At 74.9% G+C, this 15,481-nt stretch carries 14 protein-coding genes; 7 read left to right on the top strand and 7 right to left on the bottom strand.

Annotated features, from left to right (window positions below):
* On the bottom strand, positions 1 to 325 hold a 325-nt coding region (locus PSD17_RS04025; protein ID WP_339121610.1), incomplete at its 3' end, for a polyketide cyclase / dehydrase and lipid transport.
* 132 nt (positions 326 to 457) lie between these two features.
* Here PSD17_RS04025 and PSD17_RS04020 point away from each other — a divergent pair.
* Positions 458 to 2,269 carry an AMP-dependent synthetase/ligase gene (locus tag PSD17_RS04020; protein ID WP_339121608.1) on the top strand — a complete coding sequence of 604 codons (1,812 nt, stop codon included), beginning with the start codon at positions 458 to 460 and terminating at the stop codon, positions 2,267 to 2,269.
* A 41-nt stretch (positions 2,270 to 2,310) separates the two neighbouring features.
* On the opposite strand, the gene PSD17_RS04015 is transcribed toward PSD17_RS04020, so the two are convergent.
* The 4 genes from PSD17_RS04015 to PSD17_RS04000 all read right to left on the bottom strand — a co-directional run bounded on the left by PSD17_RS04015 (position 2,311) and on the right by PSD17_RS04000 (position 6,779).
* Complete coding sequence (locus PSD17_RS04015) at positions 2,311 to 3,453, bottom strand: glycosyltransferase family 4 protein (RefSeq protein WP_339121607.1); 1,143 nt, start codon at positions 3,451 to 3,453, stop codon at positions 2,311 to 2,313.
* Between the two features lie 174 nt (positions 3,454 to 3,627).
* Entirely contained in the window at positions 3,628 to 4,722 is a 1,095-nt protein-coding gene (locus PSD17_RS04010; protein WP_013674888.1) for an NlpC/P60 family protein, read from the bottom strand.
* Positions 4,723 to 5,016: 294 nt separating this feature from the next.
* Complete coding sequence (locus PSD17_RS04005) at positions 5,017 to 5,274, bottom strand: hypothetical protein (RefSeq protein WP_013674887.1); 258 nt, start codon at positions 5,272 to 5,274, stop codon at positions 5,017 to 5,019.
* Between the two features lie 107 nt (positions 5,275 to 5,381).
* The gene (locus PSD17_RS04000; protein ID WP_013674886.1) at positions 5,382 to 6,779 is read right to left on the bottom strand and encodes an NYN domain-containing protein; all 1,398 of its coding nucleotides are present in this window, start codon (positions 6,777 to 6,779) and stop codon (positions 5,382 to 5,384) included.
* A gap of 382 nt (positions 6,780 to 7,161) precedes the next feature.
* On the opposite strand from PSD17_RS04000, the gene PSD17_RS03995 reads away from it, so the two are divergent.
* Together PSD17_RS03995 and PSD17_RS03990 are read left to right on the top strand one after the other, a co-directional pair.
* Positions 7,162 to 8,922, top strand: a complete 1,761-nt coding sequence (locus PSD17_RS03995; RefSeq protein ID WP_339121603.1) for a DEDD exonuclease domain-containing protein — start codon at positions 7,162 to 7,164, stop codon at positions 8,920 to 8,922.
* 57 nt (positions 8,923 to 8,979) lie between these two features.
* Positions 8,980 to 9,258, top strand: coding sequence for an Lrp/AsnC family transcriptional regulator (locus tag PSD17_RS03990; protein WP_013674884.1), 279 nt, complete (start codon positions 8,980 to 8,982; stop codon positions 9,256 to 9,258).
* Between the two features lie 53 nt (positions 9,259 to 9,311).
* On the opposite strand, the gene trpD is transcribed toward PSD17_RS03990, so the two are convergent.
* The gene (gene trpD / locus PSD17_RS03985; protein WP_339121615.1) at positions 9,312 to 10,415 is read right to left on the bottom strand and encodes an anthranilate phosphoribosyltransferase; all 1,104 of its coding nucleotides are present in this window, start codon (positions 10,413 to 10,415) and stop codon (positions 9,312 to 9,314) included.
* A 1-nt stretch (position 10,416) separates the two neighbouring features.
* Positions 10,417 to 10,866, bottom strand: coding sequence for a DNA-binding response regulator (locus PSD17_RS03980; RefSeq protein ID WP_234027845.1), 450 nt, complete (start codon positions 10,864 to 10,866; stop codon positions 10,417 to 10,419).
* Between the two features lie 206 nt (positions 10,867 to 11,072).
* On the opposite strand from PSD17_RS03980, the gene ctaE reads away from it, so the two are divergent.
* Genes ctaE through qcrB form a run of 4 tightly spaced genes read left to right on the top strand, consistent with a single transcriptional unit; the run spans position 11,073 to position 15,403 of the window.
* Complete coding sequence (gene ctaE / locus PSD17_RS03975; RefSeq protein ID WP_013674881.1) at positions 11,073 to 11,675, top strand: aa3-type cytochrome oxidase subunit III; 603 nt, start codon at positions 11,073 to 11,075, stop codon at positions 11,673 to 11,675.
* 52 nt (positions 11,676 to 11,727) lie between these two features.
* Positions 11,728 to 12,588 carry a cytochrome bc1 complex diheme cytochrome c subunit gene (qcrC, locus tag PSD17_RS03970; protein WP_013674880.1) on the top strand — a complete coding sequence of 287 codons (861 nt, stop codon included), beginning with the start codon at positions 11,728 to 11,730 and terminating at the stop codon, positions 12,586 to 12,588.
* A complete protein-coding gene (gene qcrA / locus PSD17_RS03965) occupies positions 12,585 to 13,721 on the top strand; it encodes a cytochrome bc1 complex Rieske iron-sulfur subunit (protein ID WP_013674879.1) in 1,137 nt (378 codons plus the stop codon). Before qcrC ends, qcrA begins: the two co-directional genes overlap by 4 nt.
* On the top strand, positions 13,718 to 15,403 hold the full coding sequence (gene qcrB, locus PSD17_RS03960) for a cytochrome bc1 complex cytochrome b subunit (RefSeq protein WP_013674878.1): 1,686 nt from the start codon (positions 13,718 to 13,720) through the stop codon (positions 15,401 to 15,403). The genes qcrA and qcrB overlap by 4 nt, the downstream gene beginning before the upstream one ends.
* Positions 15,404 to 15,481: the final 78 nt, after the last annotated feature.

Genomic DNA, 15,481 nt, shown 5'->3' with positions numbered 1-15,481 from the left:
TCGCGTGCCGGTGCCGGCGCCGCGCCTCGGCGGCGGCCCGCCGCGGCGGCAGCGGGACCGGCCCGCCGTCGGCGCCCGCACCGTCGGCGCGCAGGTAGTAGTGCAGGACCGTCCCGTCGAGCACCTCCTCGAGCCACACCTCCATGCTCCCCATCAGGGCGCCCGTGACCGTCCAGCGCACCCCCTGGTCGCCGCGGTCGGTGACGACGGTCAGCCGCAGGTCGGGCCACAGCGCCGGCCACGCGGCGGGATCGGCGAACTCGGCCGCCACCCGCGCCCGTTCGACGACGAGGAAGGTCTCGTCGACCACGTCGACCGTCGGCATCGTGGGGTCCCCCGATCGTGGCTCGGCCGCCCGCGCCGGCCGTGGGTGGCCCCCGGATTCCATGCGGTCCCGGCGTCGATCACGATAGGTTCGACCCCAGGACTTCACCGGTGTGGCGAGGAGGGCGGCGACGTGCGGGAGTACAGCGGGCCGTCGGCGGTCGAGATCGGTGCACGGGAGACCCTGCTCGACGCGGTCCTCGCCGCCGAGCGGGAGCATCCGTCGGACGTGCTGCTGCAGCGCGCCCGCCCGGACGGCGGATGGACCGACGTCACGTCGGCGGAGTTCGCCGGGCAGGTGCGCGCCGTCGCGCGCGGCCTGGTGGCCGGCGGTGTCGGCGCGGGCGACCGGGTCGCGCTGCTGTCGCGCACCCGTTACGAGTGGACGCTGCTCGACTACGCGATCCTGTCCGCGGGCGCAGTGACGGTGCCGATCTACGAGACGTCGTCCGCCGAGCAGATCGCCTGGATCCTGTCCGACTCCGGCGCGGTCGCGGCCGTCGTGGAGACCGACCGGCACGCCGCGCTCGTCGCCGAGGCGGTCCCCGGGCTCGGTGCCGTGTGGACGATCGAGCCGGCCGAGGGGCCCGGCGCCGTCGACGCCCTCACCGAGCTGGGCGCGGGCACGACCGACGACGAGGTGCGCGCGCGCCACGAGGCCGTCGGTGCCGACGACCTCGCCACGCTGATCTACACCTCCGGCACCACCGGGCGGCCCAAGGGCGTGGAGCTGACCCACCGCAACCTCGTCTCCGAGGTCGCGCAGGTGCGGCAGGTGTTCCCGGAGCTGCTCAACGTCGACGGCTCGGTGCTGCTGTTCCTGCCGTTGGCGCACGTGTTCGGCAAGGTCATCCAGTGCGGGGCGATCGCGTCGCGGACGACGATCGGGCACACCCCCGACACCCGCAACCTCCTGCCCGACCTGCAGACCTTCCGCCCGACCTTCCTGCTCGCGGTGCCGCGGGTGTTCGAGAAGGTGTACAACGGCGCCCGCCAGAAGGCCCGCGACGAGGGCAAGGGCGCGATCTTCGACGCCGCCGCCGACACCGCGATCGCCTACTCGAAGGCGCAGGACACCGGGGGCCCGGGTCTCGTCCTGCGGATCAAGCACGCGTTGTTCGACAAGCTGGTCTACGGCAAGCTGCGCGCGGCCGTCGGCGGCCGGGTGATCGCGGCCGTGTCCGGCAGTGCGCCCCTCGGCGAGCGGCTCGGGCACTTCTTCCGCGGCGTCGGGCTGCCCGTCCTGGAGGGCTACGGCCTCACCGAGACGTCCGCGGGCATCGCCGTCAACGGGCTCACCGCGCAGCGCGTCGGGACGGTCGGCAGGCCGGTGCCCGGCCAGTCGGTGCGGATCGCCGACGACGGGGAGATCCTGCTGTCGGGCTCGATCGTCTTCCGGCGCTACTGGAAGAACCCGGCCGCGACGGCCGAGGCCATCGAGGACGGCTGGTTCCACAGCGGCGACATCGGCGAGCTCGACGACGACGGCTTCCTGACGATCACCGGCCGAAAGAAGGAGATCATCGTCACCGCGGGCGGCAAGAACGTCGCCCCGGCGGTGCTCGAGGACCGGTTGCGCGCCAACCCGTTGGTGAGCCAGTGCATGGTCGTCGGCGACGCGCAGCCGTTCATCGCGGTGCTCGTGACGCTCGACCCCGAGGCCGTGCCCGGTTGGCTCGAGCGCAACGGCCGGCCCGCCGACACCCCGGTCGCGGCGCTGGTCGGGGACCCCGCGATGCGCGCCGAGATCGCCGCGGCCGTCGAGGAGGCGAACAAGGCCGTGTCGCGGGCCGAGCAGATCCGGGAGTTCCGCATCCTGCCCGGCGACTTCACCGAGACCACCGGCGAGCTGACCCCGACGCTGAAGGTCAAGCGCGCCGTCGTGGCCGCGAACCACGCCGACGTGATCACCGACATCTACTCGGGGACCCACCAGCCGGTCTGACCGGCCCCCGCGCGCGGCCGCTCACGTCGACCGGCGCACCGTCAGCCGGCGACGGGGGCGCCGTCCAGCAGCACGCGCAGCCGCTCGACGGCGGCGGGCCAGGTCCAGCTCGTGAGCATCCAGTCGCGGCCGGCCGCACCCAGCCGCGCGGCGCGGTCGGGGTCGGCGAGCAGCCCGCCGACGGCGGCCACCAGCGCGTCGAGGTCGCGGCCGTCGACGACGTGGCCCGTCCGCCCCTCCAGGACGGTCTCCGGCGCGCCCCCGGAGTTCCCGGCGACGACCGGGACCCCGCAGGCCGACGCCTCCAGCAGCACGATGCCGAGGCCCTCGACGTCGAGGCCCCCGCCACGGGTGCGGCACGGCAGCGCGAACACGTCGGCGACGGCCTGGTGGGCGGCGAGCTCGTCGGCGGGGACGGCGCCGGTGAACACGACGTGCTCCGCGACCCCCGCGCCGACCGCGAGCCGGCGCAGCCGGTCGTGGTCGGGGCCAGAGCCGACGAGCAGCAGCCGGGTCCCCGGCACGCGCCCGCGCAGCGCCGGCAGCGCCCGCACGAGCATGTCCTGGCCCTTGCGGGCCACGAGCCGGGACACGCACGCCACCACCGGCGCCTCCCCCAGCCCGTAGCGGGCCCGCAGCCGCGCCCGTGCGGCCGGATCGGGCCGGAACGTCGCGGTGTCGATCCCCGGCGGCAGGTGCTCGAGCGCCGCCCGCGGGCCGAAGGCGGCGGCGAACCTGCCGCGGGTGTACCGGGAGACGACGGTGAGCACGTCGGCGTCGTTGCCGATGCGGCGCAACGCCTGGCGCGCACCCGGCAGCATCGACCAGCCCACCTCGTGGCCGTGGGTGCTCGCGACGACGCGCCGGATTCCGGCGCGCTCGCGCAGCCCCGGGCCCAGCAGCGCGAGCGGCGCCGCGGCACCGAACCAGACCGTCGTGGCGCCGTACCGGCGGGCGAGCTCCGCGGCGCGGCGGGCGACGTCGGGCGTGGGCAGCATCAGCGACGTCGGATGACGGTGGACGGGGTAGGGCCGGTGGGCGTCGAACGCGGCCGCACCCTCCCAGGCCGGGGCGTAGACGGCCAGCTCGGACGGGGGCAGCCGGTCGGCGAGGGCCTGCAGGTAGGTCTGGATCCCACCGGCTCGGGGCGGGAAGTCGTTCGTCACGAGCAACGTGCGGGCCACGGCGGGTGACCGTACCGACACCGCCGACGGTCCTGCGTGCCCGACCCGCCCCGGCGACGGGACGGGCGGCGGCCGGGGTCCCCGGCCGCCGCCCGTGCGCGGGGAGCGGACCGTCGCTGCGGCCGACGCGGAGCGTGGCGGCCGGTCGGGGCCGGGTCCTCGGGCTCCGGCGGTTCAGATCCGGCGGGCTCCGGAGAACGTGGCCCGCGGAACGGTCTGGTACTTCACGACATCGCCGGTCTCGGGGGCGTCGATCATCTTCCCGCCACCCGCGTAGATACCGACGTGGCTGACGGGCTTGTAGAAGAACACCAGGTCACCGGGCTGGAGGTCGTTCCACGAGACCGGGGTCCCGACGGTCGCCTGGGCGCTGCTCGACCGCGGGAGGGTCACGCCGATCCGGGCGAACGCCCACGACGTCAGACCCGAGCAGTCGAAGCTGTTCGGCCCGGCGGCGCCCCAGACGTAGGGCCTGCCCAGCTTGGTCGCGGCCATCGCGAGTGCGCGGGCGCCCGCGCCCGTGCCGAGCACGACGCCCTGCGGCGCGCCCTCACCCGGGGGGATCAGCTGGGCGCGCTCGGCCGGGCTGAGGTTGGAGATCATCTTCTCGACGTCGGCGACCCGCGCCTCGGCGGCCTGTTTGCGGGTCAGGATGTCGTCGGCGGCGCGCTGCGCGTCGTCGGCCGCCTGCTGGGCCTGCGCGACGGCGGCGTCGGCGTCGTGGCGCGCCTGCTGGGCGGCGGCGACCCTGGCCTGGAACTCGTCGAGCTGGACGCGCTGCTCGGCGGTCAGCGACTCGAGCGCCGACATCTGGTCGAGGTAGTTCTGCGGGGAGGTACTCGAGAGCAGGGCGTCGAACTGGTCGAGGCGGCCGTTCTCGAAGGTCGCCATGGCCAGCCCGTCGAGCTGGGAGCGGTAGGTCTCCTCGTCGGCGGCGGCCTTCGCCGCGGCGTCCTCGGCGGGCCCGACCGCCGCGCGCGCGGCCTCCGCGGCCTTCTCCTTGGCGTCGTGGTCGTCGGTGGCGGCGTGCCACTGCTCGGTGAGGACCTCGGCGTCGTGCTGGGCCTGCTCGAACTGGGCGCGCGCCTCGTCGGCGGTCGTCGGTGGCGGGGGCAGGACCGGCGCTGCGGGCCGTCCGCCCGCGGCGGGGACGGTCAGCGCGGCCCGTGCCGCCCCCGGCGGAGCGGGGGTGGGGTCGGCGATCGCGGGCGTCGTGACGAGCGCGGTCAGCCCCGCTCCGACGACCGCCGCGACCAGGACCGCCGTCACCGGCCGGGAGGCCGGTCGGGTACCGCTGCGTCGAGGCGCCACCACGCGGACGAGTCCCCTTCTCCGTACCGCGGACCGGGGCGCGGAGCGGGCTCCACGCGGGTCCTGCGGCGACCCTGCGTCGCCGTTCCGGGCGAGCGGCGAACCCACCGCAAGGTCGCGCGGAGATTACGAAGGGGCAGGGCGGGCGGCCAGCATCGGGGGCGCCGGCGCGTCGCGCCGGCCGTCGACGAACGGCCTCACCCACAGGGGCAACAGCAGCCGGGCCCTCGGGACGGCGGCACGGCGTGTCGCTCACCCTGCGTGACGCGACTGGTCCTCCGGAGCCGGCTCCGGCGACCGCGTCGCCACGAGGCGCAACCGGGGAACCAGCCCCTGGTCGGCCAGGACGGCGAGCGCACGCTGTTCCCGAGCGTCGAGCTGCATGACCGGCGCGCCGGACGGCAGCGTGTCGGGGCGTGTCGCCGGGTCCGGCACGCCCAGCAGGACACCCACCACACAGTCCCCGCACGCGTCGCCGCGCACCGCACACGTGTCGCAGTCGATGATCATTCCGGGCCACCCCTCGACGTTGCTCGTCGGACGTCGCGGACGCTAGGGGACGCCACCGACAGTTCCGGGCGAGCAGTCGCGGCCGGGAAGCGGCGGACGCGGTCGTCTCAGCCCCGCAGTCGGCCCAGCAGGATCGCCGACGGCAGCGCGTGGGCGCCGCGGCGGCGCACGGACTCGACGACGGCCCGGTCCGACGTCGCGACCAGGATCGGCCGGCCCTCGGGCTCGGCGGCGACGAGCGCGCGGATGACGTCGTCGGCGATCACCCCGGCGTCGCTGAACAGCACCCGCACCCCGCGGGTCCCCCGCGTCGGCGCGGCGACGACGCCCGCCCCGTCGAAGACGACGGTGACCTCGACCCCCGTGCGGGCCGCCAGCGCCGCGAGCTGACCGACGAGCCGGGTGCGCTGGTCGGCCAGTGGCAGCTCGGGATAGCCCGTCTTGCTGACGTTGTAGCCGTCGACGATCAGGTGCACCGCGGGCAGCGCCAGCAGCGCGTCGAGGGCGGCGAGGTCGTCGACCGGCGCGCCGGGACGCACCGCGCTGGCCCCCGCGACGAGGTCGGCGGGCCGGGGCCCGCCACCGCCGATCGAGAGCTCACGGCGCAGCCCGGCGACCGCGCCGCCGAGCGTCTCCAGCAGCAGCTCCAGCCGGACCTCGTCGGCCTGGCGGGCCTCGCGGGCCGCCTGCCGCGCGGCGGCGACCTGCACGGCCGCGGCGTCGGCGCGCGCCCGTTCCCGGTCGGCGCGCACCCGCTCGCGGTCGCGCTCGGCCAGCGCGTCGGCCAGGTCGCGGCGCGCCTCGGCCCGTACCGCCTCGAGGTCGGCGGCCGCGGCGTCGAGCGCGTCGGTCGCCGACCGCAGCCGCGCGCCCTGCTCCCCCACCCGCCTGCGCAGCTGGGCGAACTCGGCCTCCCTGGCCTGCGCGGACAGCCGCACGTCCTCGCGTGCGGTCGCCAGCTCGTCGCGCAGCCGTTCGAGCTCGGCGGTCAGCTTCTCGACGCGCGAGTTCGCGGCCTCCAGCTCGGCCCGCAGCTCGCCCGCCTCGCCCCGGCGGGCGGCGGCGGCGACGAGGTCGGGCGCATCGGGAGCGCCACCGAGGACGGCGAGCGCGGCGGCGCCGAGCGGGTCCTCGACGTCGGCCGGACCGGGCGTGTGCTCGTGGCACCACGCCAGCACGGCCGCGCGGAACGCCGCCGAGCGTTCGACCTCGTCGAGGAGCGCCCTGGCGCCCAGCCTGGCCCGTTTGGCCGGGGTGAACCGGGCCAGCCGGCGCAGCCGGTGCGGGACGTCGGCGTCGGGCAGGCCGGCGACGGCGGCCGCGGCGAGCTCGGCGACGCGGCCGCGGACGGCCTCGGGCAACCGGTCCCACCGGATCTCCGCGGCCGCCCCGGCCGTGTCGGGGGCCGGGCCGGCGCAGGCGGGGGCGGCGCAGGCGGGGTCGACACCGACGGGCTCCGCGCCGGACCCGGCGGGCCCGGTGGCGAATGCGTCGTCGGTGGACATTCGACCAGGTTATCCGCGCGTGCGCGGGTGCGGCGAGCGCCACCCGGCGGCACCTGCCCCGAAGAACCCCCGCGCCGCACCGCAGCACCGCACCGCACACCGCGGCGCCACTCCGCACACAACCCACACCGCGGCACCGCACCGCACCGCAGCCGGACCGCGCGGCACTCACCCCAGCCGGACCGCGGCGCCGGGACCGGCAGGCCGGGCCGGAGCGCGCCCACCGCACCGCCGGGCCGCCGGGGCGCCGCGGGCTCCGCCCACCACACCCTCGCCCCGCACGCCCGCGGCTCGCCCTGTCGGCGTCGTCGGCCGGGCCCCGCCGCGGCGGGGCCCGGCGGGTAGCCGGTTCTGTCGGTGCGCGCGGCTAGCGTCCCGCGGCGTGCCCGCTCCCCCCGGATCCGCCGGTTCCGGCGGCACCGTCGCGCAGCTGTCGTTCGACGAGCTCGGGACCCCGCTGCGCGAGGTGACGTTCGTCGTGCTCGACCTGGAGACCACCGGCGGCTCGTCGGCGAACCACTCGATCACCGAGATCGGCGCGGTGAAGGTGCGCGGCGGCGAGGTGCTCGGCGAGCTGGCGACGCTCGTCGACCCCGGCACCGGCGTCCCGCCCGGCGTCGTCGCGCTGACCGGGATCACCACGGCGATGGTCACCGGGGCCCCGCGGCTCGCGCAGGTGCTGCCGACGCTGCTGGAGTTCATGGGCGGCGCGGTGCTGGTGGCGCACAACGCCCCGTTCGACGCGGGGTTCCTGCGCGCGGCGTGCGAACGCCACGACCGGCGCTGGCCGCGCCCGCCCCAGCTGTGCACGGCGCGGCTGGCCCGCGCGGTGCTCAGCCGCGCCGAGGCCCCCAGCGTGCGGCTGGGTGCCCTGGCCCGGCTCTTCGGCACGGCGACCCAGCCGACGCACCGGGCGCTGGCCGACGCGCGGGCGACCGTCGAGGTGCTCCACCGCCTGCTGGAACGGGTGGGCAACCTCGGCGTGCAGAGCCTGGAGGAGCTGCTCGCGCTGGCCCGCGGCGCCTCGGCGCACCGCCCGCCCGAGCAGGTCCGGCGCCGTCGCACCCTCGCCCGCGACGTGCCGTCGGCCGCCGGGGTCTACCTGTTCCGCGGCGCCCGCGACGAGGTGCTCTACGTCGGCACGAGCGGCGACCTGCGCAGGCGCGTCCGCAGCTACTTCACCGCCGCCGAGCGCCGCCGGCGGATGCGGGACATGGTGTCGCTGGCCGAGCGCGTCGACACCATCGTGTGCGCGCACGCGCTGGAGGCCGGGGTGCGCGAGCTGCGGCTCATCGCCGCGCACCGGCCGCGCTACAACCGGCGCTCGCGCAACCCGGGCCGGGCGTGGTGGGTGGTGCCGACCGACGAGGCGTTCCCCCGCCTCTCGGTGGTGACGACGCCGCGCGCGCCCGCGCTGGGCCCGTTCGGGTCGCGTCGGGGCGCGACCGAGGCCGTGGAGACGCTGCTCGACGCGCTGCCGCTGCGCAGCTGCACGCAGCGGATCCCGGCCCGCTCGCCCGCCGCGAGCCCGTGCGTCCTGCACGAGCTGGGCCGCTGCCGCGCGCCCTGCGCGGGGTTGCAGAGCGTCGAGGAGTACGCACCGGGCGTCCACGCGCTGCAGGGCCTCGTCGCGGGTGCCGACGACGCACCGCTGCGCAGGCTGGCCGACCGGGTCGAGGCGCTGGCCGCCCGGGAGCGGTTCGAGGCCGCCGCCGCGGGCCGCGACCGGCTGGCCGCGCTGGCGACGGCGCTCGCCAGGGCGCAACAGCTGGCGGCGCTCGCGGCCCTGCCCGAGGTGGTCGGCGCCCGGCCCGACGGGCACGGCGGCTGGGAGCTGGCCGTGGTCCGGCACGGCAGGCTCGCCGCGGCCGACGTCGCCCGACGCGGGACGCCGCCGATGCCGGTCGTCGAGTCGCTGCGCGCCACGGCCCGCACCATCCTGCCCGCCGACGGGCCGCTCGCGGGGGCCTCGGCCGAGGAGGTGAACCTGGTCCGCCGATGGCTCACCACGGGCGGGACCCGGCTCGTGCACAGCGAGCCGAGCTGGGCCGAGCCCGCCCGCGGCGCCGCGGCGTGGGAGGGCTGGGCGCGCCGGGCCCGGCAGGCCCCGCTGGGCAGCCCGTCGGAGATCACCCTCGGCTAGTCTTCGACCCCGGCCGGACCGCTCCCGGTCCCGCGTCCGTCCCCGAGGAGGGCAACCGTGATCACCGCGATCGTCATGGTGCACACCGCCGCCGACCGGATCCCCGAGACCGCGCAGGCGATCGCCGACCTCGACGGGGTCAGCGAGGTGTACTCGTGCGCCGGCGACGTCGACCTGATCGCGATCGTGAAGGTCGCCGCGCACGACGAGCTCGCCGACGTCATCGCGGGACGGCTCAGCAAGATCCCGGGTGTGGTCCGCACCGACACCCACATCGCGTTCCGCTCCTACTCGAGCGCGGACACCGACGCGATCTTCTCCGCCGGGCTCGACTGAGCCCGCCGCGCCGCGGCCCCGGGACGGGGCACCCGTCCCGGACCGCGCCGTCGTCAGGCCGGGCGGGGCGCCAGCCGGGTCGAGAACTCCGCCCACCGGGCCAGCAGGTCCGCGGCCGCGCCGGAGTCGATCGCCGCGGCCGCGCGCTCCAGTGCCACCGCCATCGGTGCGTGCAGGTCGGGTCCGTCGGCCGCGACCGCACCCGCGGCGACCAGCGCCCCCGCCGCGTTGAGCAGCACCGCGTCGCGGTGCGGGCCGTGCTTGCCCGCGAGCAGCGCGTGGCAGGCCGCGGCGTTGAACGCGGCGTCGCCACCTCGCAGGTCCTCGCGCGTCGCGGGCGCGACACCCAGCGCGGCCGGGTCGACCGACGTGGCCCGCACCCCGTCGGGTCCGGCCGCCCACACCGTCGACGTGGTGGCCGTGGTCAGCTCGTCGAGGCCGTCGTCGCCGCGCACCACGAACACCGACATCCCCCGCGAGGCGAACACCTCGGCCAGCACGGGCGCGAGCCGCGCGTCGGCGCAGCCCACCAGGCCCGACGGCGGCTGCGCCGGGTTGGTCAGCGGCCCCAGGACGTTCATCGCCGTCGGCACCCCGAGCTCGGCGCGCGGACCCGCGGTGTGCCGCATGGCGGGATGGAAGACCGGCGCGAAGCAGAACCCGATGCCGACCTCGGCGACGCACGCCTCGACCTGCGCGGCCGGCAGCGCGATCGCCACGCCGACCTCCTGCAGCAGGTCGGCCGCGCCGCACTTCGACGTCGCCGCCCGGTTGCCGTGCTTGACGACGGGGATGCCCGCCGCCGCGACCACCACCGCCGCCATCGTGGAGATGTTGACGGTGTGCGCCTGGTCCCCGCCGGTTCCGACGATGTCGACCGCGGGCCCGCTGACGGTGACGCGCGACGCCCTGGCCAGCATCGCCTCGGCGAGCCCGGCGATCTCGGCCGCCGTCTCCCCCTTGGCCCGCAGGCCGACGAGGAAGCCGGCGAGCTGTGCCGCCGTCGCCTCCTCCGACAGCACCCGGTCCATGATCCAGGCCGTGTCGGCGGTCTCCAGGTCGCGGCCCGCGATGAGGCTGGCCAGCAGCCGCGGCCAGCTGCGGGCCTCGCCGGTGCCGGAGCCGGACGCGGAGCCGGAGCCGGGGGCGGCGGCCACGTCAGCCACGCACGGCGACGTCCGCGGTGCGCCGCAGGACGTCGGCGACGGTCTCGGCCGCGGTCAGCGGGTCGAGGGGGTGCACGAGCACCGCGTCGGCCTGCGACCAGGTGGCCAGCCACCGGTCGTCGCGGCGGCGGACGGTCACCACGATCGGCGGGCAGTCGGTGATCTCGTTCTTGAGCTGGCGGGACAGACCCATGCCCCCGGTCGGCTGGGCCTCGCCGTCGAGGACGACGAGGTCGAGCCCGCCGGCGTCGCACGCCGCGAGCACGTCCGCGACCCCACCCACCTCGATGAAGGTGACCCGGCCGAGATCGGGGGCCGGGCGGCGGCCCACGGCCGTCACGATTCCCTCCCGTACCTCCGGGCGGTGGCTGAAGACGAGGACGTTCAGCTGGCTGAGGGGCTCGGACGCCGATCCGGCGTCGCGGGGCGCGGGGCTGGTCACGGGCGACATCGTAATGGGCGCGGTCACACCCCCTCGTGCGCGCGCGGTGGCCGGCTGCGCCGAGGCCCCGATCAGCGCCTCCACCGGCCCGGGAACCACGCCGGGCCGTTCCGCGTTGCCACCCCGGAGGACGCCGCCCGGGAAGTGACGCAGCTCCCTGGTCCCCCGACAGGCTGTAGAAGTTCGGGTGGGGTCATAATGCCCCGGTGACGACAGCCGCCCCCAACATCAGCGCGCGGATCCACTCGCTGAACCGCCCGAACCTGGTCAGCATCGGCACCATCGTCTGGCTGTCCAGCGAGCTGATGTTCTTCGCCGGGCTGTTCTCGATCTACTTCACCGCGCGGGCCCAGAACGTCGGCGAGTGGCCGCCGCCGCCCACCGAGCTGGACGTGCCGTACGCGCTCGTCGTGACCATCGTGCTGGTCGCGTCGTCGTTCACGTGCCAGTTCGGTGTCTTCGCGGCCGAGCGCGGCGACGTGTTCGGGCTGCGCCGCTGGTACCTGCTCACGTTGATCATGGGCGCGCTGTTCGTCCTCGGGCAGGCCAACGAGTACCGCACGCTGATCTTCGAGCACCACACGACGATCGCGTCCAGCGCCTACGGCACGGTCTTCTACCTCGCGACGGGCTTCCACGCCCTGCACGTCACCGGCGGGCTGGTGGCGTTCGTCTACCTGCTCATCCGCACCAAGCTCAGCAAGTTCACACCGGCCCAGGCCACCGCGGCGATCGTCGTGTCGTACTACTGGCACTTCGTCGACGTCGTCTGGGTGGGCCTGTTCGCCGTCATCTACTTCATCCGCTAGGCCTGCAGCGCAAGCGCCCCGAAAACGACGCGAGGGTTGGACGACGCCGACGATGGAACCCACGACCACCACACCACCTGAGCCGCGGTCCCGCCGCGGCCGACGACCGCACGGCAAGGTGCGGCGCCGGCTCGCCGGAGCACTCGCGCTGGGTATCGGGCTGCTGTCGGTCGGCGCCCTGTACTCGGTCGTCGAGCCGGCCCCGCAGACCGCGGTCGCGCAGGCGGCGGACGCCGCGACGATCGCGAAGGGCCAGGACCTCTACAACAACGCCTGCATCACGTGCCACGGCGCGAACCTGCAGGGCGTGCAGGACCGCGGCCCGAGCCTGGTCGGCGTGGGCGACGCCGCGGTCTACTTCCAGGTCTCCTCCGGCCGCATGCCGCTCGCCCGCCAGGAGGCGCAGGCGATGCGCAAGCCTCCGACGCAGACGTTCGACCCGCACACGCAGGAGGGCGCCGACAACCTGGCGGCCCTGGGCGCGTTCGTGCAGGCCAACGGTGGCGGTCCGCAGCTCCCCGCGGCCACCGGCGAGGCGCTGCGCGGCGACGACCCGGCCCGTGGCGGCGAGCTGTTCCGGCTCAACTGCGCCTCGTGCCACAACTTCACCGGCCGCGGTGGCGCCCTGTCCTCCGGCAAGTTCGCGCCGTCGCTCGACCCGGCCAACGAGGACCAGATCTACGCGGCCATGCTCACGGGGCCGCAGAACATGCCCAAGTTCTCCGACGCGCAGCTCTCGCCGCAGGAGAAGAAGGACATCATCGCCTACATCAAGTCCGTCAGTGACGGCAACAACGACGTGGGTGGTTCCGGGCTCGGCGGCATCGGCCCGACCTCGGAGGGCGTGATCGCCTTCGTCGTCGGCCTGGCCGCGATCGTCGGTTTCGCAATGTGGTTGGGAGCCAAGCAATGAGTGGCGCTACGACGGGTGAGGGCGGCGTCACGTCCGCCCCCACGGCGGCGGAGCTCGAGGAGATGACGCCCGAGCAGCTCGCGCGGCTCGCCGGTGACCTCGACGACGTCGACGTCCAGCACAACGCGCCCAAGTTCCCCGTTCCGGGGACGCGGGCGGAGAAGCGCGCGGAGCGCGCCGTCGCCGGCTGGTTCACGCTGTCGGCGCTCTCGGCACTGGCGTTCGTGATCGCGTTCATCTGGTGGCCGCACGAGTACGTCGCGCCAGACCAGCCCGGCTACCGGATGTACTCGCTCTACACCCCGGTCGTCGGCGTCACGTTCGGCCTCGCCGTGCTGGCGCTGGGTATCGGCGTGATCTCCTACGTCAAGAAGTTCTTCCCGAGCGAGGTCTCGGTCCAGCAGCGCCACGACGGCCCGTCCGACGAGGTCGCCCGCAGGACCGTGATGGCCCAGCTCGCGGCGGCCGGCAAGGACACCACGATCGCCCGGCGGACCGTCATCAAGCGGTCGGCCGGCGCGGCGGCGGGCCTGTTCGGCATCGGGCTTGGGATCGCGGCCATCGGCCCGCTGATCCGCAACCCGTGGAAGGACGGCCCGAACTCGCCGCTGTGGATCACGGGCTGGAAGTCGACCAACGGCGAGACGGTCTACATGCGCGCCGACACCGGCGACCTCGAGGACATCCGGCGTGTCCGGCCCGAGGACATGGAGCCGGGCTCGATGCAGACGGTGTTCCCGTACCGGCTCTCCGAGCAGCACGACGAGGAGGCGCTGCTCAAGGCGCAGAAGGCCGGCGACGCGCCCGTCATGCTGATCCGCCTGCGGCCGGGCACGAAGGTCGTCAAGCGCGCGGGCCAGGAGAACTTCAACTACGGCGACTACTACGCCTTCTCGAAGATCTGCACGCACCTGGGCTGCCCGACCTCGCTGTACGAGGCGCAGGACAACCGCATCCTCTGCCCTTGTCACCAGTCGCAGTTCCTGGCCACGGAGTACGCTCGCCCTGTGTTCGGGCCGGCCACCCGGGCGCTGCCGCAGCTGCCGATCACGGTGGACGACGAGGGCTACTTCATCGCCACGAGTGACTTCCACGAAGCCGTCGGCCCCGCATTCTGGGAGCGCAGATCATGAGTTCGATCACGACGCCCACCACCTCCTCCGGCGGACTGCAGGCCAGGGCCGGGGTGGCACTCGACGAGCTGGACCAGCGGTTCCACCCGGCGGCGGGGCTGCGCAAGCAGTTCAACAAGGTCTTCCCGACGCACTGGTCGTTCATGCTCGGTGAGATCGCGCTGTACAGCTTCATCGTGCTCCTGCTGTCGGGCACGTATCTGGCGCTGTTCTTCGACCCGTCGATGACCGAGGTCACCTACAACGGCGCGTTCGACAACCTGCGCGGCGTGCACATGTCGAAGGCGTTCGAGAGCACCGTCACGATCTCCATGGACGTGCGCGGCGGGCTGTTCGTGCGGCAGGTGCACCACTGGGCCGCGCTGCTGTTCATGGCCGCGATGCTCGTGCACATGTTCCGCACGTTCTTCACCGGTGCCTTCCGCAAGCCGCGGGAGACGAACTGGCTGATCGGCGTGCTGCTGATCCTGCTGGGCTTCTTCGAGGGCCTGACCGGCTACTCGCTCCCCGACGACCTGCTGTCGGGTACCGGCCTGCGGATCATGTCCGGCATCACGATGACGGCGCCGATCATCGGCACGTGGCTGCAGTGGCTGCTCTTCGGCGGCGAGTTCCCGGGCACCGAGATCATCCCGCGCTTCTACATCCTGCACGTGCTGCTGATCCCGGGGATCCTGCTCGCGCTCATCGCCGTGCACGTCGGCCTGGTCTGGTACCAGAAGCACACGCAGTTCCCCGGCCCCGGCCGCACCGAGCACAACGTCGTCGGCGTCCGCATCCTGCCGACGTTCGCCGCGAAGGGTGGCGCGTTCTTCGCCGTCACCGTCGGCGTCATCGGGCTGATGGCGGGCCTGTTCCAGATCAACCCGATCTGGAACTTCGGCCCCTACGACCCGTCGCACATCTCGGCGGGCTCGCAGCCCGACTGGTACGTGCTGTTCACCGAGGGCATGGCGCGCATCTTCCCGCCGTGGGAGCTGTACCTGGGGAACTACACGGTGCCCGCGGCGTTCTGGGGCACGGCGGCGTTCCTGCCGCTGCCCTTCGTCGTCGCGGCGATCTACCCCGCGATCGAGCGGCGGTTCACCAAGGACAACGCCCTGCACAACCTGCTGCAGCGCCCGCGCGACGCGCCGGTCCGCACCTCGCTGGGCGTCATGGCCATCGCCTTCTACGGCTGGCTGGTGCTCTCGGGCGTCAACGACTGGATCGCCTACTTCTTCCACGTCTCGCTCAACGCGACGACCTGGGCCGGGCGCCTCGGCCTGCTGGTGGTCCCGCCGATCGCCTACTGGGTCACCTACCGGATCTGCATCGGCCTGCAGCGGTCCGACCGCGCGGTCCTCGAGCACGGCATCGAGACCGGCATCATCAAGCGGCTGCCGCACGGCGAGTTCATCGAGGTGCACCAGCCGCTGGCCGGTGTCGACTCGCACGGGCACGCCATCCCGCTGGCCTACCAGGGCGCGGCGGTGCCCAAGCGGATGAACCAGCTGGGGTCGGCGGGTGAGGCGGTCCCCGGGTCGCTGCTCACCCCGGACCCGGTCGAGGAGACCGTCGCGCTGGCCAGGGCCCGCGCGGAGGCCCACCACGCCGAGCTCGAGGCCATCGAGCAGCGGTCGGAGGCGCCGGCACTGGCCGGTCGTCCCGACGCCGGTCGGCCGAAGGACACGACCGACTAGCTCCGGTCACCGGACAGACGACGAGGCCCCGCCCGAACGGACACGTTCGGACGGGGCCTTCGTCGTGAGCGGGCTCGG

The organism is Pseudonocardia sp. D17 (genome assembly GCF_036984265.1).
Classification (GTDB): domain Bacteria; phylum Actinomycetota; class Actinomycetes; order Mycobacteriales; family Pseudonocardiaceae; genus Pseudonocardia; species Pseudonocardia benzenivorans.
Note: the sequence above shows the minus strand (reverse complement) of the source record. Positions and strands in the feature narration are given on the sequence as shown.